23 protein-coding genes and 1 other annotated feature are annotated in these 23,475 nt (G+C 40.1%); of the genes, 3 read left to right on the top strand and 20 right to left on the bottom strand.

Annotation, left to right across the window (positions count from 1 at the left end):
• Positions 1-182 precede the first annotated feature (182 nt).
• The 5 genes from CEF18_RS02345 to CEF18_RS02325 form a co-directional block, all read right to left on the bottom strand.
• The gene (locus CEF18_RS02345) at positions 183-818 is read right to left on the bottom strand and encodes a response regulator (protein WP_110934994.1); all 636 of its coding nucleotides are present in this window, start codon (positions 816-818) and stop codon (positions 183-185) included.
• A complete protein-coding gene (locus CEF18_RS02340) occupies positions 811-1,860 on the bottom strand; it encodes a sensor histidine kinase (RefSeq protein ID WP_110934993.1) in 1,050 nt (349 codons plus the stop codon). The genes CEF18_RS02345 and CEF18_RS02340 overlap by 8 nt, the downstream gene beginning before the upstream one ends.
• Positions 1,857-2,585 (bottom strand): cell wall-active antibiotics response protein LiaF, encoded by a 729-nt coding sequence (gene liaF / locus CEF18_RS02335; RefSeq protein WP_110934992.1) that lies wholly within the window; start codon positions 2,583-2,585, stop codon positions 1,857-1,859. The genes CEF18_RS02340 and liaF overlap by 4 nt, the downstream gene beginning before the upstream one ends.
• A 103-nt stretch (positions 2,586-2,688) precedes the next feature.
• The gene (locus CEF18_RS02330) at positions 2,689-3,339 is read right to left on the bottom strand and encodes a PspA/IM30 family protein (protein WP_110934991.1); all 651 of its coding nucleotides are present in this window, start codon (positions 3,337-3,339) and stop codon (positions 2,689-2,691) included.
• A gap of 65 nt (positions 3,340-3,404) precedes the next feature.
• Entirely contained in the window at positions 3,405-3,749 is a 345-nt protein-coding gene (locus CEF18_RS02325; RefSeq protein WP_110934990.1) for a lmo0954 family membrane protein, read from the bottom strand.
• Positions 3,750-4,095: 346 nt separating this feature from the next.
• Between CEF18_RS02325 and CEF18_RS02320 the strand changes: the two genes are divergently transcribed.
• Positions 4,096-4,596, top strand: coding sequence for a hypothetical protein (locus CEF18_RS02320; RefSeq protein ID WP_110934989.1), 501 nt, complete (start codon positions 4,096-4,098; stop codon positions 4,594-4,596).
• A 229-nt stretch (positions 4,597-4,825) separates the two neighbouring features.
• Here the strand turns inward: CEF18_RS02320 and CEF18_RS02315 are convergent, their stop codons facing one another.
• From CEF18_RS02315 to CEF18_RS02305, 3 genes are all read right to left on the bottom strand, one after another.
• Positions 4,826-4,999 carry an imidazoleglycerol-phosphate dehydratase gene (locus CEF18_RS02315; RefSeq protein ID WP_120689067.1) on the bottom strand — a complete coding sequence of 58 codons (174 nt, stop codon included), beginning with the start codon at positions 4,997-4,999 and terminating at the stop codon, positions 4,826-4,828.
• 201 nt (positions 5,000-5,200) lie between these two features.
• Positions 5,201-6,049 carry an aminotransferase class IV gene (locus tag CEF18_RS02310; RefSeq protein WP_110934987.1) on the bottom strand — a complete coding sequence of 283 codons (849 nt, stop codon included), beginning with the start codon at positions 6,047-6,049 and terminating at the stop codon, positions 5,201-5,203.
• A gap of 46 nt (positions 6,050-6,095) precedes the next feature.
• Positions 6,096-8,744 (bottom strand): valine--tRNA ligase, encoded by a 2,649-nt coding sequence (locus CEF18_RS02305; RefSeq protein WP_110934986.1) that lies wholly within the window; start codon positions 8,742-8,744, stop codon positions 6,096-6,098.
• A gap of 51 nt (positions 8,745-8,795) precedes the next feature.
• Positions 8,796-9,085, bottom strand: a binding site (T-box leader).
• A gap of 280 nt (positions 9,086-9,365) precedes the next feature.
• Between CEF18_RS02305 and CEF18_RS02300 the strand changes: the two genes are divergently transcribed.
• Positions 9,366-9,587: a hypothetical protein gene (locus CEF18_RS02300; protein WP_110934985.1), complete on the top strand. Its 222-nt coding sequence runs from the start codon at positions 9,366-9,368 to the stop codon at positions 9,585-9,587.
• A gap of 313 nt (positions 9,588-9,900) precedes the next feature.
• On the opposite strand, the gene tatC is transcribed toward CEF18_RS02300, so the two are convergent.
• The 10 genes from tatC to CEF18_RS02250 form a co-directional block, all read right to left on the bottom strand.
• Entirely contained in the window at positions 9,901-10,653 is a 753-nt protein-coding gene (tatC, locus tag CEF18_RS02295; RefSeq protein ID WP_110934984.1) for a twin-arginine translocase subunit TatC, read from the bottom strand.
• A gap of 17 nt (positions 10,654-10,670) precedes the next feature.
• On the bottom strand, positions 10,671-10,892 hold the full coding sequence (gene tatA, locus CEF18_RS02290; protein WP_110934983.1) for a twin-arginine translocase TatA/TatE family subunit: 222 nt from the start codon (positions 10,890-10,892) through the stop codon (positions 10,671-10,673).
• Between the two features lie 317 nt (positions 10,893-11,209).
• A complete protein-coding gene (locus CEF18_RS02285; protein ID WP_456114855.1) occupies positions 11,210-12,520 on the bottom strand; it encodes a GMC family oxidoreductase in 1,311 nt (436 codons plus the stop codon).
• 24 nt (positions 12,521-12,544) lie between these two features.
• Positions 12,545-12,763: a twin-arginine translocase TatA/TatE family subunit gene (gene tatA, locus CEF18_RS02280; protein WP_110934982.1), complete on the bottom strand. Its 219-nt coding sequence runs from the start codon at positions 12,761-12,763 to the stop codon at positions 12,545-12,547.
• 39 nt (positions 12,764-12,802) lie between these two features.
• On the bottom strand, positions 12,803-14,542 hold the full coding sequence (locus CEF18_RS02275) for a GMC family oxidoreductase (RefSeq protein WP_110934981.1): 1,740 nt from the start codon (positions 14,540-14,542) through the stop codon (positions 12,803-12,805).
• Between the two features lie 18 nt (positions 14,543-14,560).
• Positions 14,561-15,322 carry a gluconate 2-dehydrogenase subunit 3 family protein gene (locus CEF18_RS02270; protein ID WP_310793585.1) on the bottom strand — a complete coding sequence of 254 codons (762 nt, stop codon included), beginning with the start codon at positions 15,320-15,322 and terminating at the stop codon, positions 14,561-14,563.
• 165 nt (positions 15,323-15,487) lie between these two features.
• Positions 15,488-16,495 (bottom strand): spore coat protein YsxE, encoded by a 1,008-nt coding sequence (ysxE, locus tag CEF18_RS02265; protein WP_110934979.1) that lies wholly within the window; start codon positions 16,493-16,495, stop codon positions 15,488-15,490.
• Positions 16,492-17,406, bottom strand: a complete 915-nt coding sequence (locus CEF18_RS02260; protein ID WP_110934978.1) for a hypothetical protein — start codon at positions 17,404-17,406, stop codon at positions 16,492-16,494. The genes ysxE and CEF18_RS02260 overlap by 4 nt, the downstream gene beginning before the upstream one ends.
• Before the next feature lie 17 nt (positions 17,407-17,423).
• Positions 17,424-18,590, bottom strand: a complete 1,167-nt coding sequence (gene spoVID / locus CEF18_RS02255; RefSeq protein ID WP_110934977.1) for a stage VI sporulation protein D — start codon at positions 18,588-18,590, stop codon at positions 17,424-17,426.
• Positions 18,591-18,841: 251 nt separating this feature from the next.
• Positions 18,842-19,288 (bottom strand): NUDIX hydrolase, encoded by a 447-nt coding sequence (locus tag CEF18_RS02250; protein ID WP_110934976.1) that lies wholly within the window; start codon positions 19,286-19,288, stop codon positions 18,842-18,844.
• 142 nt (positions 19,289-19,430) lie between these two features.
• Here CEF18_RS02250 and CEF18_RS02245 point away from each other — a divergent pair, with 142 nt between their 5' ends.
• The gene (locus CEF18_RS02245) at positions 19,431-20,825 is read left to right on the top strand and encodes a class II fumarate hydratase (protein WP_110934975.1); all 1,395 of its coding nucleotides are present in this window, start codon (positions 19,431-19,433) and stop codon (positions 20,823-20,825) included.
• A gap of 350 nt (positions 20,826-21,175) precedes the next feature.
• Here the strand turns inward: CEF18_RS02245 and hemL are convergent, their stop codons facing one another.
• Together hemL and hemB are read right to left on the bottom strand one after the other, a co-directional pair.
• Positions 21,176-22,462: a glutamate-1-semialdehyde 2,1-aminomutase gene (gene hemL / locus CEF18_RS02240; RefSeq protein WP_110934974.1), complete on the bottom strand. Its 1,287-nt coding sequence runs from the start codon at positions 22,460-22,462 to the stop codon at positions 21,176-21,178.
• 19 nt (positions 22,463-22,481) lie between these two features.
• Entirely contained in the window at positions 22,482-23,465 is a 984-nt protein-coding gene (hemB, locus tag CEF18_RS02235) for a porphobilinogen synthase (RefSeq protein WP_110934973.1), read from the bottom strand.
• Between the last annotated feature and the right edge of the window lie 10 nt (positions 23,466-23,475).

Below are 23,475 nucleotides of genomic sequence, written 5' to 3'. Positions count from 1 at the left end.
TTCCCTAAAAAGAAAAGCTTTGAAATTTAATATGATTGTACTTCTCGTACACTTTTTAACTGACGTTTCACTTGTAATTATATGTCACGTTTAAGTTCTGTACAATAAAAGATTTATCAGAATCCTCACTTTTTTTAGCGAATATTGACTTTAGCAGTACTGTTACATTCTATTATCACAATTTATTCATACAACTTCTGATTAAAGGCATAAATCACGGCTTGTGTCCGATCGTGAACGTCCAATTTTCCTAATATATTACTCACATGGACTTTGACTGTTTTAAGAGCGATGTAAAGTTCATCGGCGATTTCCTGATTGCTCTTACCTTGTTTCATGAGCCGTAATACATCTTTCTCTCTCTCTGTTAATTGTTCATGGAGAACCGGCGCCTGACTATTTTTGCGCATCTTTGACATTAGTTTTCCGGTGACTTCCGGCTCTAGTACTGTTTGCCCTTCGTACGTTGCTCGAATCGCTTTTGCAATCTCACTTGCCTTTGAAGTTTTCAGCATATAACTTGTTGCCCCGGCTTCTAAAGCAGGATACACCTTTTCGTCGTCTAAGAAACTGGTTACGATAATAATCTTTGCTTGCGGCCATTCATTAATGATCCGTTTGGTTGCTTCGATACCGTCCATTTCTTTCATAACCAAGTCCATTAATATAATATCAGGCCTTAAATCCAACGCGAGTTTAACTGCCTTTGTTCCATCATCTGCCTCTGCAATGACATCAATATCTGGCTGAGCAGATAGATATGCTGACACTCCTATGCGGACCATTTCATGATCATCTACAAATAATACGCTAATCATCCGTTTCTCCCTCTTTCCTGATCGCAGGCACTTTTACTTCTAACCGAGTTCCTTCTTCCCTGACACTTACAACTTTTAATGTTCCGCCGATTTCCAACGCTCGTTCACTCATATTCTGCATGCCATAGGAGCCGTGATTTTGCACTTCCTGCACATCAAAACCAACGCCATCATCGGCAATTCGCATAATGACATTATCATCTCGCTCAATCAGCATTACTTGTAGATGACTAGCTTTGGAATGTCTCAATGTGTTAGAGATGCTTTCTTGTAAAATCCGAAAAAGATGATCCTCAACGCCTCTATCTAAATCCAACGATTCTATCTTCGTTTCCATCTCCATTGGTACTTTCTCTTTTAATTCAATCAGTAATTCATTTATTCCTTCTGTGAGTGACTTCCCTTTTAATGCTGCAGGTCTTAAATGAAGTAACAATGCTCGCATTTCTAACTGAGATTGGTCAATCATTTTTTCAATCATCGCTAATTGCTTTTTCATCACACGATCTTCAGGCGGATTCGTTTCATTAATTGTTGCCATCATCATGGATGCAGCAAAAAGCTGCTGACTTACGGAATCATGAAGTTCTCTTGCCAGCCTGTTCCGTTCCTGGATAACTACTTCTTGAAGACTTTTCTCTCGTTCATCTGTTCTTTCAGTCGCAAGCTTTTGGGCAGCTTCCGTCTGTTTTAACAGTTTCGATTCCAAACGAAAGATCTGTTCCTGTACCGTTGTCAATTCCTGAACAGTTTCTTCTGACGCTGAGCCTAATTTTTGCCCTTTTATTAAGTCATCTAAATTTTGCCGAATCGCTCCCAGCTTCTTTCTCCAAAAAGCACTCTGTGACATGCCTACAATTAAAGAGGAAGCTCCGATAATCGCCAAAATAAAATACAGGTAGGGAAGATCGAAGACTTTTACCTGCCAAAGAAGAGACCATTCTGTGATTGGAAAAGCAGTAAAGGTAACGAATAATAAGATCAATGCTACGATACTAAATCCAAGAAAGGCGAGCAACGTTTGCCGAATAAAGAGATTCACGATCGTCTCACCTCAATATCTCCAGAGAATATTGAGGTTACGATCTTTACTCTTGGCTTGCCGCCGGTGTAATTATCCGTTTGAAAGACAACAGATTGGTTAAACAGTTTCATTTCATGACTCTGAAAAATAGAAAGATGTCCAAACATACAGCTGTGTTGGACAGAGACTTCCATTTCATACGGTACATATATTTTGATACTTCCCATAAAATGGCGGATCGAGATCACGGCATCTTCCTGGATAACGGTGTTACTTAAATCTATGATCCGATCTCCGAAACCTCCATGAATATTCACATCACGCCACTGGTAAGGGACATCCTCTGTTTTATGTTCCCCGTAAAAACGATGCTGCAAAAGCGGTTTAATTTCTGTTAAGGTTTCTGTTTCCGGCTTTATACTGGCATCAAATCTTGGCTTTATATATTCCGGTTCATTTTTTGAACGTCTGTATTGTATGAAGAAAAGAATAATAAGGGATATAAACAAAAACCTGATAGCAACCATGTTTAATACGGTTAGTGCAAGACTCACTATTCCTATCCAAAATAAAACTTTGCCAATCAGTCCATGGTAATTTTTCCAACCTAGAAATATAAGAAATCCGAGGAAGAGGGTGTTAAACAAAAATCCCCCGCCAAAAAACATTAATTCAACTAGAAGAATCGCCAAAGTAATCATGATGATCCAATTTACCGTATTCGTTGACAGTTTCTTCAGCATGATGGTGGCCTCCTTCTAGTTGAGTGTTTTGGGCAAGGTTTGACTAGGTATTGTTCGCATTTTTGAGTGTTACAAAAACGCTGAAACGTCTTTTTCTATCATATCACTTTTCCTCTAATACCGTATTATTTTGTTGAAAATTACGATTTTTCTCTAAGGCTGCGATTTTGCTATCAATCGTATGGTGATAATAATCACGATTTAATTTATGTTCTAATCCCTCGATGTAACGCTCCATCTCTCCAAATTTCGAGTAAGGTTCTTCGACCGTTTCTTCTGTTATCCTACTCATTTGGTGACGCGCTTTTGCGACATTTTCACGGCCCATAAGTTCCATGCGTTTTATACGCATATCCTTCAACTTGTGCATCATTTCTTCGTACTTTTTCTCTAGGGCTTCAAGCTGCTTCATCGCTTCTATTTGGCTTAACGTTAATCGCTCCGCCCGTTCTGAGTATTCTTCATATTCATGCTGGACGAATTGAGTCAACTCCGATTCTCCTGCTTCTTTGGCTATTTCCAGCTGGCGCTTTCGCTTCTCAGCCATCTCTTCTGCCAGCAGTCGTTCACGTGAAAACTCTTCTTTTAAACGGTGCTGTCTTTCCACTAACACACGTACTTTTTCCGTTTCTTGCTCACTTTGCCTTAAATAATGATTCAAGGCTGAAATTGGATTTTTTTCATCTTTTTTATCCATCATTCCGTGCAAATCACTCGCTACCGTTTCCTTCATTCTGGTAAATATATTTGACATGATATTCTCTCCTCGTAAATTTATTTAAATACAATCCGCTTTTAGACTTTTATCTGGTATTAATATTAATTTTTTAGCTCTGCCCACTCTCGTTCAAAGTTCACAAATGGGTCTTCTGTTTTTGAAGCTTTCTCCGCTTTTTCTTCCTTATCTCCGCGAAACATAACATACAGCAAATAAAGAGCTAAAACTCCCACAAGGGCAAATATATTAGAGACCGTCATACTTAATACGATTAGCCCTAGAACGATCCAAACCACCTTCGAGAAAGTAGATTCTGACTTTATAAACTGTTTGTAAATGACATAGAGTAGGAATAGGCTTATGCCAAACAAGATTAATGGTCCTAAATTCGCTAAGAATACAAACACTGCCGCAATTCCTAACACAAACATGAGAAATGATTTCATTGCTTCTCCTCCTTTCTTAATTTCTTATCTTCATCTTATCTGGAAACCTTTGTCGGTATAATGCTCCTGAGTATTATCTTTCATAAGACTTAAGGCGTAATTTAGAAGAAAAGCACAGGTGACAATGAAGAGCGTCATAATTTCACACGCATAAAATCGATTTCATAATAACCTAAAATGCCTGACAAATTACCATATAATTTGTCAGGCATTTTAGGTATAGCTGTGTTCCAAAAGTAATTGGATATTTATGTTAAAATTTAACTAGAAGTATAAAATGACTTTTCATTCTGTTGAACTATGCACGGGACTTATCTTAAGTTTGTTTACGAGGTGGGAGATTATTGTGAAGGTATTTCTTTTTCATACGGTTTATTTAATCGCCCTTATTATCCTATCTTTCTTTTCCTTTGCTATTTTATTTGGTTTTGGATTTGTAGGAGAGATTAACATATATGTATTACTTACTCCTTCTGTCTTAAGTGCGTTGTGGATCAGTGGTTATTTATGGATTTTCCTTCATTTAGAATCATATCCAAATGGTGTGAATCACTTTTTTCGACTGAAAAGTTGGGAATTTATCAGTCTTTTCCTTGCGGGTGTATCCACGGTCTTTAGTTTATTTTTAACAACTTTGTTTCCCATACCTATTGAATCTGCTCCATTATGGATGTTTCTTGGAACACCCGTTATGATGCTTGTTATTTGGTACTGGCTCTTTTACAGGTATGCAAAGAACAAAAATAAAAGCAAACATACTCAGTCGGTGATGAATTTGATTTTATTTATCCTTTCCTTAACATATATCTATCAAATTTGCTGTTTTTATATCATTCATATGTTTTAATAAGGTCAATACTATAAAGAATGCTAGATAAGAACTGAGTAGAAAAAGGAACCAAGAATGGCTCCCTTTTTACAAAAATTTATAAGTTGACAGCTATCTTTACGCCACACGCGTCAAGGGAAGTTCGTCCTCCTTTCGAGTAGCACCTACACGCATTACGTAGGTGCTACTCGGGGTAGCTTTAAAGATCACGCTGTGTTTAATAAAAGACGCTTTGCGTTTTTCTTAATTAATGATTACTTGGGTTTTTTAATGACGATTTGCTGCCACGTTTGGAGTTATAATCTTTTCCTTTATTGTTATCGCCACTAGCTACTTCTTGACCAAATTCTGTGTCTAGGTTTCCGCCTCTTTCCGGAGCGCTTTGATTTTTACTGCCACCTTTATTATTACGCTTAGTCATCATTAACACCTCCTATTTTTACACGCCTTGTTATCATTCCAAAGTTGAACTTGTTTCATTACGAACCACCTATAAAAGTGATGGGAATTATTGACGACTGATTAGGATAAAATAATTTATAAATCCCCGCAAAAAAAAAAAGAGACTGATTTAATTCAGCCTCTTCTAGAAATATAATTTGGTTGTTGTTATTTTACTTGTTTAGCTAGTTACTTTTTCCAGTACTTTTCGTTGATATGCTTTGATAAGTTGATTACTTATTGGTCGCTCCGTTGGCAGAATATCTTCATCTACCTGCTTCAAAGGAACAATTTCCATATTCGTACTCGTCACAAATGCCTCGTCTGCTTGTTTAAGATCATCAAGTGTAAAAGTTTTCTCAACGACTTTTATGTTTCTCTCTTTTGCTAATTCCATAACTATTTGTCTAGTAATTCCATGTAAAATACCATCTAACGCCGGATATGTCGCTAATACTCCATTTTTTACGATAAAGAGATTACTGCTGCATCCTTCTTTCACAATCCCATTGTCATGGTAAACCGCTTCTTGACAGCCATTTGTGATAGCTTTTTGCTTTGCCATCACATTAGGTAATAGATTAAGAGATTTGATATAGCATTTTTTCCAACGATCGTCTTCTACTGTTAAAACATTAATTCCTTCAGTCCGGACTTGACTGGAGATAATTTTTGCTCTTCTAACAGTCATCGAAAAAACAGAGTTTGCTTGATCTGGATAGTGATGCTGACGACTGTGAATTCCACGGGTAATCTGCATATATATTTCTGCTTCCTCCATGTCAGACCTGCGAAGTCCTTCCATGCATAATTCTTTTATTTCAGCAACAGAAAAAGGTAATTGAAGCTCAATTGCAGCCGCACTTTTTTTGAGCCGCTGCATATGAGCATCCAAATAAAACGGGACGCCATGGTAGACGCGAATTACTTCGTAAATGCCATCACCAAATTGATGGCCACGTTCCTGAATTGGTACCACTTTTTCATTCATATCTACAAATTGATCATTGTAAAAAGCAATCTCTTGCATGTCATCACCTCTATGGGGGACAGACCCCCCATTATTTGGAAAACAGTTATTTTTTCAATTCTGCTATTCTTAATTGGACTTTTTCACGTTGAGCTGTGTAGTCTTTTTCTTTTTCTCGTTCTTCAGCAACCACACTTTCAGGTGCTTTTTTGATGAAGCCTTCGTTTCCTAGTTTTTTCTGAAGTCTGATTACTTCTCCATCTAAACGTTTTACTTCTTTGTTTAATCTATCTATTTCGGCATCAAGATCCAAAAGTCCTTCAAGCGGCATGTAAAGTTCAACACCTGATAAAATGGAACTCATTGATTTCTCTGGTGCCTCTAAGTCTGTCGAGATCACTAATTCACTTGGATTACAGAAACGCTCTAAGTATGACTTTCCACGTTCCAATTGTGCTAGCACATTAGAAGAGTTTGCTTTAATGTAAAGCTTTATTTCTCTGCTCATTGGAACATTTAATTCTGAACGGGTATTTCTAACAGAGCGAATGATCTCTTGCAAAAGTTGCATATCTTTTACAGACTCGGTGTCCATAAGAGACTCTTCTTTCACCGGCCATGAAGCAATCGTAATCGATTCCCCTTTATGAGGAAGGTGTTGCCAAACCTCTTCCGTAATAAAAGGCATAAACGGATGTAACAATCTCATCGTTTCATCTAATACATAGGCAAGAATGGATCGCGTCGTATGCTTGGCTTCTTCGTCTTCCCCATTTAACGGTAACTTTGCCATTTCAATGTACCAATCACAGAAATCATCCCAAATAAAGTTATACAACGATCGGCCAACTTCACCAAACTCATACGTATCAATAAATTTGGTAACGTGATCGGTTGTCTCCTGTAATCGGGTAAGAATCCACTTATCCGCGATCGATTTTTTGCCACTAATATCGATCTCTTCATACTTTAATCCATTCATATTCATTAACGCAAAACGGGATGCATTCCAGATCTTATTTGCAAAGTTCCAGTTCGCCTCGACCTTTTCCCAATAAAAACGAAGGTCATTCCCTGGAGAACTGCCAGTGCTGATGAAAAAGCGAAGAGCATCTGCTCCGTACTTATCAATCACTTCAAGTGGATCAACACCATTTCCTAAGGATTTACTCATTTTACGACCTTGTTCGTCACGAATAAGCCCATGGATTAACACATCTTTAAACGGTCTTTCATCAGTGAAATGTATTCCTTGGAAAATCATGCGAGCCACCCAGAAATAGATGATGTCGTATCCTGTAACGAGTGCGTTAGTCGAGTAATGCCGTTGGAAATCTTCTGCATCCACGTTCGGCCAGCCCATTGTGGAGAACGGCCATAACGCAGAGCTAAACCACGTATCTAATACATCTTCATCCTGCTCCCACTTCTCAATATCCTGAGGTGCTGTTCTTCCAACATAAATTTCATCCGTTTCTTTATGATGCCATGCCGGAATCCGGTGACCCCACCATAATTGACGGGAAATGCACCAGTCTCTGATATTTTCGATCCAGTGCATATATGTTTTTTCAAATCGTTCTGGAACAAAGTTTACTTTTCCTTCACTTTTCTGCAATTCAATCGCTTGTTCCGCTAATGGCCCCATTTTAACAAACCATTGTGTAGAAAGGTATGGCTCCACAACAGCGCCGCTTCGTTCCGAATGTCCAACACTGTGCGCATGTTCTTCAATATGAAATAGAATCCCATCTTCTTGCAAGTCTTTTACGATTTGCTTCCGACACTCAAAACGATCCATTCCTTGATACTTCCCGGCATTTCCATTCATTTTACCGCCTTCGTCCATGACCAAGACTCGCTCAAGATCATGTCTGTTCCCTATTTCAAAATCGTTCGGATCATGAGCTGGCGTAATCTTCACTGCTCCAGAACCAAATTCCATATCTACATAATCATCGGCAACAATCTCAATTTCTCTTCCTACAATCGGTAAAATTACTTTTTTTCCGACAAGATCTTGATATCGCTCATCTTTAGGATGAACAGCAACAGCTGTATCACCAAGCATTGTTTCCGGACGGGTTGTTGCCACTTCGATATGTCCAGAACCATCTGCGAGCGGATATTTCATATGATAAAAACCACCCTGCACATCCTTATAAATAACCTCAATGTCCGACAGCGCTGTTTTGGTGTCAGGATCCCAGTTTATAATGTATTCTCCACGGTAAATAAGCCCTTCCTCATAAAGACGAACAAATACTTCTTTAACCGCTTCTGACAATCCTTCGTCCAGCGTAAACCGCTCACGGGAATAATCAAGGGATAGTCCAAGTTTTGCCCATTGTTCACGAATAAACTCCGCATATTCGCCTTTCCATTCCCATGATTTTTCTATGAATTTTTCTCTGCCTAGATCATAACGAGAGGTGCCTTGTTCACGAAGTTTTCCTTCAACTTTAGCTTGTGTTGCAATCCCCGCATGGTCCATCCCAGGCAACCAAAGTGCATCATAGCCTTGCATCCGCTTCACACGGACAAGGATATCCTGTAACGTTGAATCCCAAGCATGGCCTAAATGGAGCTTTCCTGTTACGTTCGGTGGTGGAATAACAATGGTATATGGTTCTTTCGTTTTATCACCAGTAGCTTCAAAAAATTTACCGTCGATCCAGTATTTATACCACTTCGCTTCTGTTCCTAACGGATCATACTTAGACGGCATTGAAACTTGATTTTGTTCCTCTGTCATAATAAACTCCTCCTTGAAAACGATTAAATTGCATACAAAAAAAACCCTTCGTCAAAGGACGAAGGGATTATATTCCTCGCGGTACCACCTTTGTTTACAGATCTTCCTAGCAACACAAACTTTCATTTTCCAAAAAACAAACGAAAACAGATCTGTACACTCAAGGCGTTAACGGGCTGATCCGGCAATAACTACTAAGAAAAGAATCTCTTTTCTGTTCAAAACCACAACTCCAGGGCGACTTTCCATCTTTAACACCAAGAAAACCTCTCAGCAACGATATACGCTGGTTTTCCTCTCTTATGGTTTCGAGATGTACTCTTCCCTTTCCACATTTCATTTTCAACTATATTCGTATTTTACCCCTTATGATTCATATAATCAATAGAGGTTTCATTTTCCATCCAATTTACTATAGGATTACCAAAATAAATGATAATTAATCCTCTTACACACCAATTAAACAGTTGTAGCATAGTCTGCAATATACATGAGGTTGTTATTAAACTGTTTTGCAGAAAAGTAGTCGCCTAGAGTGAACTTTAAGGCTATCCCACCTTTCAGAAACCACCGTAGGAACTTACAGAATGACACTTAAGAAAAAGAGGAGGTATCGTTATAATGAGAAAAATCAAGCAACATCACATGTATCGTAAAATGCAGAGAAATATGGGAAGAAAAAGAACTCATTGGCGTTTTCAATATATTGTAGACGGATTTTTTCAAGTGGTGCTTCTTTTAATCATTTTTCAATTTATTCGTACCTTACTCTTGCCAACAACCTTCGACGTAATATTTCTCGGTATTTTAACTGTTATTTATTTATTTCATTATTTTAAATAAAGAGACGACGAGCAGGTTATACAGCGTTAATCTTCTTCTGCATGTTTAAGATTTTTCCCTGAGACAGCGGCAAGAAGATAGCTGTAAACTATAAAATCTCATTTCTAAAAGAACGCCCACATGCCTAAGGGTACTGGAAAAAGTTGGTTTTTACTTTTTCAGTGCCCTTTTTCTGATTCGATGAAGCCTATGCATCCTTCGCAAGCCTATTAGGAGCACATTTCTCCAAATAGGCTTGCGGAGAGCGAAGACATTGCCAGGTAATTTCAGACTTTATTAGTGGTCTAATTTTCTAGGCATATAGCTTTTAGGTCTAAGATATAGTTTCTGATGGACTCTCCTCTTGGCGCAATTTACGTTTATACATCACTTTTGAAAGAATTAATCCCAACTCGTACAAACCAATTAAAGGCCCTAGAACAATAATTTGCGAAATCACATCCGGGGGGGTGATCAATGCAGATACAATAGCCATCATGAGATAACCATACTTTCTGATTTCCGCTAATTTCTTCGGTGTCACTACCCCAACCGCCGTTAAAAACATAAGTAATAACGGCACTTCAAACAAAAATCCAAGCGGAATGGATGTCATCAGCATAAAGGAAAAGTACTCTTTGGCCGTGATCATCATATCAAAATTATTGGTTCCTATATTCATAAGAAACCCATAACAAGTTGGAAAGATAATAAAAAAACCAAAAGCAATACCTGCTAGAAAGCTAAGAAAAATACTTGGAATAAACGACAAAGCTGTTTTACTTTCTTGCGGTGTCAAAGCAGGTTTTACAAACTTCCATATTTGATAACCAATAAATGGAGCAGAAAATCCAAGACTCAAACTTCCTGCAATCCCAGTATAAAACCTTACTACATCGAGTGGACCTAACATCACTAGTTTATTTTCATTTGTCAGTAGTGGTATTACATAATTAATAGCTACTAGAAATATGATAAAACAAACTAAAAAGAAAACAACAGAACGAATGATTGATTTTCTAAGATCCGTAATATGTGCTATCAGTGACTGTTCTTCATCTAATGATGGATTACTTGCTTCAGGCATCATTATCCCCCCTAAAACTATACGTTTTTAAATGGAGTATCTTTTTCATCCTCTGACGAATTCTTGCTTTTCTTTTCAGACTCTTCTTCGTTCATCAGACTATTTGCTGATTTTTTAAACTCCGATAAAGTTTGGCCAAATGCCGCTCCAATTTCAGGGAGTTTTTTCGGTCCAAAAATAATCAAGGTTACAACAAGGATAATGATCAAGCCAGGAATACCTATGTTAGTTAAACTCATATGTGTTACCTCCTTAAGAAAAACGCGTAGCGTCTTTTCTTATATACATCGTTATCTTTCGCCACCATCATTTAAGTGTCAAGGGTGGTTTTCCCTTGACACGCGTGGCGTAAAGATAGCTGTCAACTTATATATTCTTATCTTGTAAGAAAAACGCAAAGCGTCTTTTATTAAATGCAGCGTCAGCTTCCACCGCCCCGAGTAGCACCTACGTACTAAGTGTAGGTGCTACTCGAAAGGAGGTCGGGTTTCCCTTGAACGTGTGACGTAAAAGTAGCTGCAAGCTTATACATGTTCACTGCCTTTTTTGACTGTTACTAGTGGACCGTTTTCTTCTCGGTACTTGATGATACCTTCTGCTGCCCGATATGCCAATGCCCAACCGTACCTGTTGGATTATAACCTCCATTATGTGGAAAAGCAGAAGCTCCGATGACGAATAAATTATCCATATCCCACATTTGCAAGTAGTTATTTAATGCGGAGGTTTCCGGATCAGCTCCAATGATGACACCGCCAGTAATATGGTCATTGTGACCAGGGACGATATCAAAGTGTTCCATCAGTTCACGAGGTTCCACAGTCTCCGCACCCATCTCTTCTAAAATCTCTCCACATTTTTCTGTGATAAAGTCATGCAACGTACGATCATGTTCAGTAAAGTCATACGTTAGACGAATTAGTGGATTTCCATAGCTATCTTTATATGTTGGATCAAGACTTAAATAATTGTTGCGATGTGGCAACGATGTCCCTTGAGACGTAACGGGAATAGATCGGTTAAAGTATTTAATTGATTCTGCTTTAAATTCTTTTCCCCAAGTTGGAGTATCTCTTGGCGCAGCATTTTCGTTAATAGGTCTTTTTCCCAATTGTTTGATCGTTATCGAACCACCGTGGATAAAATTTAAGTTCGTGTGGTCAAAATTGTCATTGTTATAATCGTCTAATGTAGATCCTAGTGATCCTGCTCCCATAGCAGCATTGAATTTATCCTTAAAGAAACCAGTAACAACTGGAGTAATATGGTAACAATAATTCTTACCTATCACTCCGCTTCCCGTTGCAGGATCATAAGGACGACCTATATCTGACTGTAACAAAAGACGAGTATTGTTCAACGTATAACTCGTTAACACAACGATATCTGCTGGCTGATCAAACTCTTCTCCTGTTTGGACGTCCACGTACCTAACACCTATTGCACGCTTTCCGTCATGGTGGATCGCTGTTACATTGGCACGTGTTCTTAGATCAAAGTTCCCTGTTTTTTTTGCAGTTGGAATGACCGTAACATTCGGTGTAGATTTTGCCCCATATTCACAACCGAATTTTTCACAAAATCCACAATACTGGCATTGATATAACGTTTCTCCATCGGGATTTTCATAGGTTTCAGATATGTTAGCAGATGGTAATCGAAAAGGATGAAGACCTAAGTTTTTCCCTGCTGACACAAAACGGTCAAGCATTGGAGTACTTTTCATTGGTGGTGTGGGATAGTCATTTTCTCTTTCAGGCCTTAATGGATTAAGTTCGCCACTAGTTCCGGCCATTTTTTCAATCGGTAAGGTGTTCAACGAGCGTCTGTTCTGCTTCCAACGTTTGATTGTCCATATGTGCTTCACGCATCATCGATTCCCCCCGGCTGGTCAAGATGGACTATCTTTTTTGTCTGTTTCCGCGGACTCTATAGGTACTTTCTGTTCCTCTAAATCATCATTCATCAGATTGCTTGCAGATCTCTTAAACTCTGACAGTGTTTGACCGAACGCGGCACCGATTTCCGGCAATTTCTTCGGTCCGAAAATGATCAATGTCACTATCAGAATAATAATCAACCCTGGAATGCCAATATTCGTTAGTCCCATCCCCAGTCCCTCCTTTTTAATTATCCATCAAGCATTCTTCTAAGCGTGTTTCCTGTCGTTAACAATTTTCACTAATTGTCCGCTTTCTTCTCGATACTTCAAGATACCTTCGGCTGCCCGGTATGCCAAAGCACCTACTGTACCTGTCGGGTTGTAACCACCATTATGTGCGAAAGCCGAAGCACCGACCACGAACAAATTCTCGACATCCCACATTTGGGAGTAATTGTTCACGGCCGAGGTTTCGGGGTCCCCTCCCATGATCACTCCGCCGGTATTATGAGTGGTTTGGTATGGGACAATACTGTAATGGTCGCTGATTTCTCTAGGTTCTACCCTGCTTGCACCCATTTCCTTCATGATTTCTGCACTCTTCTCTGTCAAATAGTTGTGCAGATTCCGGTCCTGTTCGGTATAGTCATAGGTCAAACGGAGCAGCGGATAACCGAAAATATCCTCATATTCCGGGTCCAGGCTCAAGTAATTGTTGCGATGGGGAATGGAAGCACCTTGTACACCGACTGCCAGATTCCGGTGATAATATTTGATCGACTGGGACTTGAACTCTTTCCCCCAGTTCGGTGTATCGTTAGGCGCGGTGTTGTTGTTGATAGGACGCTTCCCCGTTTGCGTAATCGCTATTACACCCCCGTGTATGAAGTCCAGATTCGAATGATCAAAGTTATCGCCATTATAATCATCCACAGAAGCCCCAAGCGAACCTGCCCCCATATAGGTGTTGAATTTTTCTTCCTCAAAGAAACCTGTCGCACCAGGTAATATTTGATAACAATAGTTTTTGCCAATAACTCCGGTTCTACTCTCCGGATCATAAGGACGTCCGATTCCGGAATTCAACAATAACCGGACATTGTTCATGACATAACTTGTCAGCACGACAATATCTGCGGGTTGAATAAATTCTTCGCCTGTTTGCAGGTCGATATATTTTACTCCGGTAGCTTTGCCTCCCTCATAGATCACTTCCGTCACATTGGCATGGGTTCTTAATTCAAATTTCCCTGTTTTCTCAGCCGTAGGAATTACCGTCACATTCGGGGAAGATTTCGCCCCATATTCACAACCGAAACGTTCACAAAAACCACAATATTGGCACTGGTTGATCGTTTGGCCATCAGGGTTCTCATAATTTTCAGAAAGGTTTCCGGATGGCATATGGTAGGGACTCAATTTCAAGTTTTTTGCTGCGTCCTTGAATCGCTTCGTGATCGGTGTTTCTTTCATCGGCGGGGTCGGATAATCGTTTTCTCGCGGAGCACTGTTCTTGTTGTCTTCTCCGCTTATTCCTGCCGTCTGTTCGAATTTATAAAAATACGGTTCCAACTCTTCGTAACTGATCCCCCAGTCCTGAAGGATGTAGTCTTCACCGAGTTTGTTTTTTCCATACTTTTCTTCGGTCATCGTCTTGATTTGCAGATCATATGGCAAAAACCGATATGTCTGGCCGTTCCAGTGGACGCCCGCACCACCAAGCCCTTCTCCTAATAGGAAAGAACCTAATTGCCGCATTGGCAAAGCGCGTTCATCCCGGTGATTACGAAATGTAATAGTTTCCCGGGAAAGATCCTGCATCAATTCATATCGGATCGCATAACGGTATTCGTCGTGGATATGTTGAAAGTCTTCCGTGGATCTTGCTTTGCCTCGTTCAAGACCGACGACTTGAACTCCTTGTTTGGCAAGTTCAGCTGCAATAATACCGCCTGTCCAGCCAACTCCGACGGTAACTACTTCTACCTTATCCAATGTTGTAGCCACTGTTCGTCCTCCTTTTCTCTAGTGAGCGATGTGTGCTCTTAAAGCTTTTGGTTCTTTTTTAATAAAATCTTTTTTGTCGATTTCATTGATGTAACTCATGTAGTTGCCCGGAAACTCTTTCATCATCCAGCCTTCCATGTTGTTATTCCCTCCGTAAAGCGGGTCAGAATAAGCCCCTTCAATCGTTGCCGACCGGAGTAATTCAAAGAAAGTAGTGGGAGTTACCCCTTTCAGGTCGACTTCTCCGTCCTGGAATTTTTGTAGTATTTGATCTTGCTGTTCGCCTTCAAGATCGACAAAAGAAGTGTCAAATTGGTTTTTGCTTTCTCGTTCGATTGCCTGGATGCCGACATCAAATACTTCATGTCTTTTCAGTCTCGTCTGGTAGCCCTGAAAGTCAGAAGCAGGATAAAACGGACCCCGCATATATTCCCTGTCGTTTCTGCCGTATGAACCGGCTAACTGGTGATCGATAAAAAACGGCACTCCGAGTTTCACTGCCCCTGGTCCATTATCATCCTCCGGGAAAATCCGTTCCGTCGCGGAGCTGAGAATTTCAAAATCACTCTGTCTCGTAAAGTACATCAATGCCTGATTGTAATTCGTTGATTCGTTGTTGGTTGCTCCCTGTTTCTGTCCCTGGTTTTCATTGTTGTTGCCAAAAAGGTTCTTGCTAAGGACCGTACCTAGAAAGCCCCCGCCGATCGCACCCCCGGCTGCATAGCTCGAGTTTTTGATGAACCGGCGCCGGGACATTTTTGAAGTCTTTTTTTCTGTCACTTTTTTCACTCCTTTCCAAATTTAACATTAGTAATTATGAGTATTATTTCCACCATTTACACATTTATTCATAACTACATCTGAATTTAGAGCTTATAGATCAAAAAGGAAACTACCAACTATAAATTGGTAGTTTCCTTTTGTCAGGTTTTCCCTTACACCCGATTACTCTTTTTTATACATTTCACTCATTAACCGATGAATTCTTCCCATCGTTAACAAACGACGTTCAAGCTGCTTTACACAAGCGAGTTCAGATATAGTTCGATTTGGCTTCACATAATGGTCCATCATCTGATAAATACTTTCTGGAAACGCTAAATAGCTAATGAATAAGTGGCGCTCATCATCAAAAAGTGCAAATTGTTTTTCATAGATCGCAAGCCAGTGAAGCCCGTCAATGTCATTCCAAGGTTCTTCATGAAAAAAGTGCCGGAAAAGCGTTGCCAGGTCTCTTGCCGGAGAATCAAGTACAGCTTTTTCAAAGTTAATAAAATGTGCTGCACCATAAGGATCAAACAGTGCATGGTTTCGTTTCACACGTCCATGACACAAGACACTTCGGTAACTTTTCAATTCTTTTGCTTTCTCAAGCCATAGGTCTAAATTTCTTTCTGCTTCTTGAGCCATTTGCGAAACTCGTTCGAAATGAGTAAGAAATGCCATTTCAAATGGAGAATAAAACGTATGCGCCTCTATCCTATCTACAAATTTTTCTACCTCAAGTTTCCTTAAATCCCACCTTTTTTTCAAATGGTTATAAGATTCTAATAAAGACTCTTCGGAATAATCCTGCACTCTTTCCGTTAGCCCATGTAACTTAGCAATTTCTTCAATGAGCGTTTCTTCCGGTTGGACAGGGTGACGAAACTCATGATGGTCCTCGTACCAGGGCATGAGGTAATAGGTGGAATGATCATCCATCGCAAGGTAATCCCCGTATTTTGTAGGAATGATTGGGACAACGAACGGATAGTTCATTCTATCTAGTCGCCGGATAACATGGATAAACCATTCCCCTTCCTCCCGAGTCATTTTTGTTTGTTTCAATGCAAAGGTCCCGTACCGGGTCTCTACTTTAACTATTTTTCCTATCGCTTCTAATTTTTGCGGGAAAAGATCATAGTGAAAGAGGATTGCCCTTATTGACGGTGTAGACAAGGTTTCCTTCATCCTTGAACAACCCCCTCTCTGCTATTTACCAACCATCCTGCAACATCTTTGACAAGCTGCCTTGAAATGTCCCACTCCTGCGCAAATGACTGAAAGTGCTGCTCCATTGTTCCAGTACCATCATTATCAAGAGCGTTCGCAACGAATGACCGTAATTCCCAAGGATACAAACAGTTCGCTAATAACGCCGTTCCACGTTCTTCCGAGAGAGGGAAAGTTTCATCAATACCATCTAGTACTTCTTTTATTTTTGCCCCATGTCCCTCTGTATGCCATTCATGGAGCACATTTCTTAAGGCTTCATAACAAGATATAGGTTTCTTTTCACTGGTCTCCCAGAACAGCTGGTGATGAATAGATCTTGCTTGGATAAGAGACTCAATCGGTGGCACGATGTTATGGTAGACGATCTGACTATGATTTTTTAACAGTTCACGAACCTTTGTCACTCTTTTTTTAGCTTCTAGATTCAATTTTTGGAGAATATCCCATTGTGACAAATCTTCAAAAAAACGAATGTCAAAATCTCTTTCTAGATCGGGAATGATAGGAACTTCTCTATCATCTTCTTCAGTAGCCGTGCATGCGAGATATTTCCCCAGAAACTGCCCTATCTGCTTGGGATGATCGAAAATTGGAAAGGCTTCTTCCACAACATCATGGACCGTAATAAACCCAAGATCAGTCGATAGAACCTTCTCCCCCGTAATTGTCTGAATCATACGATTGGTCATGATACCAGTGTGCTCTGCTAATGCATCTCTCCACTTGATATGCCATGCTAATAAATCTTCGTCTTTCCAAAGTTGAACAGCCTTCATTCCTTTATTCGTATCCATAATTTTCCCTTCAATCATCCATCTTATCGATTGAAAAGGATAACTTCTTTCCAATAGCTCAATCTTAATCATAACTCCTCCCCCTTTCCTTAACTGGTTGAGGAAGATTGTCGACTTGGAATATATAATATTTGCCCTTCAGAAACCTGTTCCTCATCTAAACGATTTGTTCTCATCAGGTGACTCACTTGTAGTTTGTAGCGATCAGCAATCATATCCAAAGATTCGCCATCTTGGACAATACACATCCTTAATTTTGAATAAGCTTCTGCCTCATTTGCCATCATCTTTGTTAAATACAGAGCATTTTCATGTTCTCTTTCTTCTTCATCTTTCACATTTGATTCCGTGGATTTTTCCTCATCCTCTAGCTTTCTGGTCTCATTTTTTGGGAAACGACGTGGCGCTTTTACCACTTCTTTTTGATAGTCATTATCATGGGATGCTTCTGGCTCTTCCCTAACTTCTATCGTTTCCTCTTCGTCTAATACGGATCGGAAGCTTACTTTTGGTGCATGATCCTCTTCTTCCTCAACATCGATGGTACCAACTAGTTCTTTCTCATCCAACCACGATGGTTCTCGTTTGATTTCTGTAACCGGTTCTTGGAAAGTCAATTCATTTTCTTGACTTTCTTCTTCTTCACTTGAATCTTCCTCTTCAGAACCTTCTGATGACTCACTAACACCAAACAGTTGATCCGGTTCCTTCTCATCCACTTTCCTTACTTGCTCAAACGTAAAGGACCTATCCTCACGTGCAAGCTCTTTCTCTGTGCTCTCTTCTGCGTCATCAGAAGTTGAGACTGGTTCTTCGGCTCTCACACCAGAAATAGATAGATCAGCGGTAATTTCCAGAAAACCTTTCTCAGGCATAACATAATCGAATTCATTTATTTCCACAGAAATATCTTCAAGGCGAGCTACACGTTCTCTAGGGATAGTTACTTCAATCGGGAACTCGTGCCGGATTTCACCAATTCCTTCCTCAGATAACGATACCTCTTCCACGGATCGGAAGGCTGACTGATCAACAAGGGACGATGCCTGATTCCCCGTAGATTCTTCCTTTTCTAAGGGGCGATATTCACCAAACAGTTGAAGTACGCCTTTTACAGTTACTTCATCTTCCTTTTCATCCACGTCGATAACCGGTTCTAAGGATAGTGTCAATAATTCATCTAGTTTTTTCCCTCGATCAAGCCAAATCCCTTCTTTCATGGGAAAGGATAACGATGTAGACCCTTCATTATTCAATATGATTCCTCCTCTTTTCCATCCTGCTAAATCTCACTACTATTGAGCACTTTAGCTTGTTGTCCAACTTCTGAACGAACAAAGACTCATACGATACACTTGTATGTAAAAAGGAAGTCAATTATGCCTAATAGGAGAATATGAGGATAGAGAAGTAAAGACGGAGGATAAAAATATTAATGTCGCTATCAGAGGATATTCCATCGACGGGTCCAACATGAATCCCCGTCGATAATAGTTACAAAATATATCTATATCTCTGAAAATAACTTTAAAAAATGCCGATGAGATCCTTTTATTTTTTCCGGAAGTTCATTCAAAGAATAATATTTTAAGTCTAACGTTTCTTCGTTATCAATGACTAATTCACCTGTAAAATTATTCGTATAAAACAGCGCGGCGATAACATAAAAGGGGTCCCCATTTGGTGCCACTACATAATAATCTTTTCCGGAGAACACATCTATTTTGTTCAGGGCTTTTTTTTCAATCCGCAAGCCTGTTTCTTCAAAAACCTCTCGCACAGCTGTTTCCTCAAAACTTTCTCCTCTCTCCATCAGACCACCTGGAAGTCCCCAGTCTCCGTCATCTCGCTTTTGTAATAAAACTTGATTTTCTTTCATTAAAATCACTGTCGATCCTGGTAAAATTAACGGTTCTTGCCCTACATGATCCCGTAACATTTTATAATAACTCATTTTCTATCATGCTCCATTTCAAAATAAGTTTTTTTTGTTTGTCGCGTTTGTCTTTTAACATTCGGTTATTAATCCTCACCTATGGTCATAATAACGGTTAGTCAAAGTTTACTATAAAATTGGTAACGAAGGAGTGGATTTCATGTCTTCCGATCAATACCGTAAAGAAATGGATACGTTGGGTGTCGTACTGGTTCCTGCTTCCGCGTATTATGGATCTCAAACTCAACGTGCCATAGGAAACTTTCCAATAAGTAATAAAACATTACCCCGGTCTTTTATTAGAGCTCAAGGGATCATTAAGTCTTCTGCAGCTTTAACAAACATGGAATTAGGAAAACTACCTAAAGAAACGGCTAATGCCATTATAGAGGCATCTGAAGAGGTTATCCAAGGAAAATGGGATGACCAATTTAAAGTGGATGTTTACCAAGCCGGTGCTGGAACCTCTCAAAATATGAATGCAAATGAGGTTATTGGAAACCGTGCTACTGAATTATTAAAGAATTCCTCCAATGGACCGGTGGGATCTTTTCGAGTCCACCCAAATGATCACGTCAACATGGCCCAATCAACAAACGATACTTTTCCGTCTGCACTCCATATAGCAGCAGTTGAAAATATCACTAGTAAACTTATGCCTGCACTGTTAGATTTACAACAGGCACTTCAAGATAAATCAGTTGAATTTATGCCGATATTGAAATCCGGTAGAACTCATTTACACGATGCAGTTCCCATTCAATTAGGACAAGAATTCTCCGGTTTTGCAAGCACTATTCAATCGGTTTATACCCAAATTGAAGCTACTCTAGACCCATTATATGAAATCGGTCTTGGCGGAAATGCAATTGGAACAGTCATCAACACTCATCCAGATTACCCAAAAAAAGTAGTCCAGGTCATTAGTAATCGATTAGAAATGCCTTTTCGACAACCTAGTAATATGTTTAGTTTTATGCAAAATAGAAATGCCGCGATTCATACCATGGGGGCACTGAAAGAACTGGCCGTCCATTTAATTAAAATTACTAGCGACCTACGACTATTAAGCTCAGGTCCTCGAACAGGGTTAGCTGAAATCAGCCTTCCTCCTGTCCAACCTGGGTCGACCATTATGCCCGGAAAGGTTAACCCGGCAATCTTAGAAATGGTCCATATGGTATGCTGCCAAGTCATCGGTTATGAAACAGCCATAGCTACAGCCGGAATAGCCAGCCAGTTGGAAATCAATGTGATGATGCCCCTCATTGCACACACTTTACTAGATTCCATTGAAATTATGTCGAATGCTATATCGACACTTGTTGCAAAATGTATCCTTGGCATCCAAGCAGATGAAGTAGCATGTAAAACGTTTATGGAATCGAGCTTATCTCTTGTAACAGGACTTAATCCAATTATGGGTTATGACCTTGCTGCAAAAATCGGGATGCAGGCGGATATCGAGAATAAAACCTTGAAGCAGGTGCTTCTAGAAATGGGTTTATTAACCGATGAAGTGGAAAAAGCGATCACGCATGAGGGACTGATTTAAATCGAAATGGCTCTTTTATTAAAAAAGTAGTCTTGTTTTTCTAGATAAGGGTCAGGAGGCGAGTGTTTTTTCTCCATTTATGTTTTATAGTGACACTGAGTCTGGCTGATCTCATCTGAGTGGAACTGTAAACATCCCTTAGAAACACTCAGATGCGGCTCTCTAGTCTGAATGTCACTATCCTGTTGGTTAGCCGACATTCACACGCCTGAAGACAGTTGAGAGTACCTATCCTATCTGGGCATCTTAGTGACACTCACACCCAAATGCTAATCTACGTGTCACTAAAAAGACAATCAAAAAAAGATCCCTTAAAAGAATGACACTTTCTTCAAGGGATCTTATTACTGTTATTTTTGAATTTGAGCAAAAGCTTTCTCTGCTGCATCAATTGTTTGATTAATATCTTGTTCCGTATGCTTTGTTGACAAGAACATCCCTTCAAATTGGGAAGGAGCGATGGATACTCCACTCTCGAGCATAAGCCGGAAATACTGATTAAACATATCTAAATTTGACGACGACGCTGTTTCAAAATTAATTACTTTTTCATTCGTAAAGAAGAAACCTACCATTGATCCTGCTCTCGTTACATAATGAGGGATATTATGTTTAGCTGCTGCTGCTGCCAAACCTTTTGCAAGTTGTTTCCCTAATTTATCAAAGTGCTCATAGCTTTCTTTCGTTAACTGACTTAATGTTTCGTAACCAGCTGTCATTGCCAACGGATTTCCGGAAAGTGTGCCAGCTTGATAAATGTCTCCAGCCGGAGCAATTCGCTCCATGATTTCTCTTTTACCACCAAAAGCACCTACAGGAAGACCGCCCCCAATAACTTTTCCTAAGCAAGTTAGATCGGGTGTTACTCCAAGTTCTCCCTGCGCACAGTTGTAACCGACACGGAATCCGGTCATTACCTCATCCATAATCATTAATGAACCGTGATCTTCCGTAACAGCTCGTACACCTTCTAAAAATCCGGGTTCAGGTCTAACAACACCCATATTACCGGCTACTGGCTCTAAAATTACAGCAGCAATATCGTCACCAAAGTTTTCGAAAGCAACCTTTAAACTATCTAAATCATTGTAAGGGACCGTCAGTGTTGTTGCTGCCACTGATTTGGGTACACCAGGGCTATCAGGAAGCCCTAACGTTGCGACACCGGATCCTGCTTTAATTAATAATGAATCCCCGTGTCCGTGATAACAGCCTTCAAATTTCAAGATCTTATCACGTCCTGTATAACCTCTCGCTAACCGTAGTGCACTCATCGTCGCCTCTGTTCCTGAGTTGACCATTCGCACAACCTCTATCGACGGAACGCGCTCAATCACTAGTTTTGCAAGCTTTGATTCCATTTCATGAGGAGCCCCGAAGCTCGTCCCTTTTTCTGCGACAGCTTTTATTGCATCTACCACTTGGTCATCTGCGTGACCGTGAACCAGTGGTCCCCATGAAAGAATATAATCAATATATTCATTGCCATCGATATCCCAAATATGAGAACCTTTTCCGTGGTCCATATAAATAGGATCCATGTTTACTGATTTAAATGCTCGTACGGGACTATTTACCCCGCCTGGCATTAGTGGCTTTGCTTCGTTAAATGCTTCGACAGATTTACTCCAATTCATGCATGTTTCCACCTTTCTATTAATTACTTTCGTTCAACCAAGCTGCTGCGTCTTTTGCAAAATAAGTCAGGATCATATCTGCACCGGCGCGTTTCATACTTGTTAGTTTCTCCAATACTACTTCTTTCTCATCAATCCAGCCGTTTTGTGCGGCAGCCTTCACCATCGCATATTCCCCGCTGACGTTATAGGCAACGATTGGCAAATCATGACGATCACGAATGTCCCGGATAATATCGAGATAGGACAGAGCAGGTTTCACAATTAAAAAGTCCGCTCCTTCATCGACATCCGATTGTGCTTCACGGAAAGCTTCACGTCTGTTCGCTGGGTCCATTTGGTATGTTTTACGGTCACCAGACTTCGGCGAACTATTCGCAGCATCACGGAATGGTCCGTAAAATGCTGAAGCATATTTCACAGCATAGCTCATAATCGGAATGTCTTCATAGCCTGCTTGGTCCAACCCGGCACGGATGGCTGAAACAAAACCATCCATCATATTCGACGGTGCAATAATATCTGCACCCGCCTCTGCTTGGGATACGGCTGTCTTTGCGAGTAATGCCAGTGATTCATCATTAAGGATGTTTCCATCCTCCACTACCCCACAGTGTCCATGGTCTGTAAATTGACAAAGACACGTATCAGCGATCACCGTTAACTCCGGATGGCTAGCTTTAATTTGTCTTGTTGCTCTTTGAACAATTCCATTTGTATCATATGCACACGAACCTACATCATCTTTCTCATCAGGAAGGCCAAATAAAATAATCGACTGAATGCCTCTCTCAACGGCTTCATCTACTTCTCCGTTTAATAAGTCGAGAGAGCGGTGATAAACACCCGGCATAGATGCTACCTCATTTTTTACATTTTTGCCTTCTACAACAAAAAGAGGATAGATAAAGTCTTCTGTGCGAAGATGTGTTTCTCGGACACTCGAACGGATTCCAGCAGTCCTTCTTAACCTACGATGGCGACGGAATTCAGCATTTTCCATTGTATTTCCT

Origin of the sequence: Salipaludibacillus neizhouensis (assembly GCF_002886185.1) — a bacterium.
Lineage (GTDB): Bacteria > Bacillota > Bacilli > Bacillales > Salisediminibacteriaceae > Salipaludibacillus > Salipaludibacillus neizhouensis.
The sequence above is the reverse complement of the archived record's forward strand: the minus strand, read 5'-3'. Positions and strand labels throughout refer to the sequence as shown.

What these genes read in the sequence shown, in the direction of transcription:
- CEF18_RS02345 (WP_110934994.1), bottom strand. Translation starts at nt 818, where the DNA reads ATGATTAGCGTATTATTTGTAGATGATCATGAAATGGTCCGCATAGGA.
- liaF (WP_110934992.1), bottom strand. Translation starts at nt 2,585, where the DNA reads ATGCTGAAGAAACTGTCAACGAATACGGTAAATTGGATCATCATGATT.
- CEF18_RS02330 (WP_110934991.1), bottom strand. Translation starts at nt 3,339, where the DNA reads ATGTCAAATATATTTACCAGAATGAAGGAAACGGTAGCGAGTGATTTG.
- CEF18_RS02325 (WP_110934990.1), bottom strand. Translation starts at nt 3,749, where the DNA reads ATGAAATCATTTCTCATGTTTGTGTTAGGAATTGCGGCAGTGTTTGTA.
- CEF18_RS02315 (WP_120689067.1), bottom strand. Translation starts at nt 4,999, where the DNA reads ATGACTAAGCGTAATAATAAAGGTGGCAGTAAAAATCAAAGCGCTCCG.
- CEF18_RS02310 (WP_110934987.1), bottom strand. Translation starts at nt 6,049, where the DNA reads ATGCAAGAGATTGCTTTTTACAATGATCAATTTGTAGATATGAATGAA.
- CEF18_RS02305 (WP_110934986.1), bottom strand. Translation starts at nt 8,744, where the DNA reads ATGACAGAGGAACAAAATCAAGTTTCAATGCCGTCTAAGTATGATCCG.
- CEF18_RS02300 (WP_110934985.1), top strand. Translation starts at nt 9,366, where the DNA reads ATGAGAAAAATCAAGCAACATCACATGTATCGTAAAATGCAGAGAAAT.
- tatC (WP_110934984.1), bottom strand. Translation starts at nt 10,653, where the DNA reads ATGCCTGAAGCAAGTAATCCATCATTAGATGAAGAACAGTCACTGATA.
- tatA (WP_110934983.1), bottom strand. Translation starts at nt 10,892, where the DNA reads ATGAGTTTAACTAACATAGGTATTCCTGGCTTGATCATTATCCTTGTT.
- tatA (WP_110934982.1), bottom strand. Translation starts at nt 12,763, where the DNA reads ATGGGACTAACGAATATTGGCATTCCAGGGTTGATTATTATTCTGATA.
- ysxE (WP_110934979.1), bottom strand. Translation starts at nt 16,495, where the DNA reads ATGAAGGAAACCTTGTCTACACCGTCAATAAGGGCAATCCTCTTTCAC.
- CEF18_RS02260 (WP_110934978.1), bottom strand. Translation starts at nt 17,406, where the DNA reads ATGATTAAGATTGAGCTATTGGAAAGAAGTTATCCTTTTCAATCGATA.
- CEF18_RS02250 (WP_110934976.1), bottom strand. Translation starts at nt 19,288, where the DNA reads ATGAGTTATTATAAAATGTTACGGGATCATGTAGGGCAAGAACCGTTA.
- CEF18_RS02245 (WP_110934975.1), top strand. Translation starts at nt 19,431, where the DNA reads ATGTCTTCCGATCAATACCGTAAAGAAATGGATACGTTGGGTGTCGTA.
- hemL (WP_110934974.1), bottom strand. Translation starts at nt 22,462, where the DNA reads ATGAATTGGAGTAAATCTGTCGAAGCATTTAACGAAGCAAAGCCACTA.
- hemB (WP_110934973.1), bottom strand. Translation starts at nt 23,465, where the DNA reads ATGGAAAATGCTGAATTCCGTCGCCATCGTAGGTTAAGAAGGACTGCT.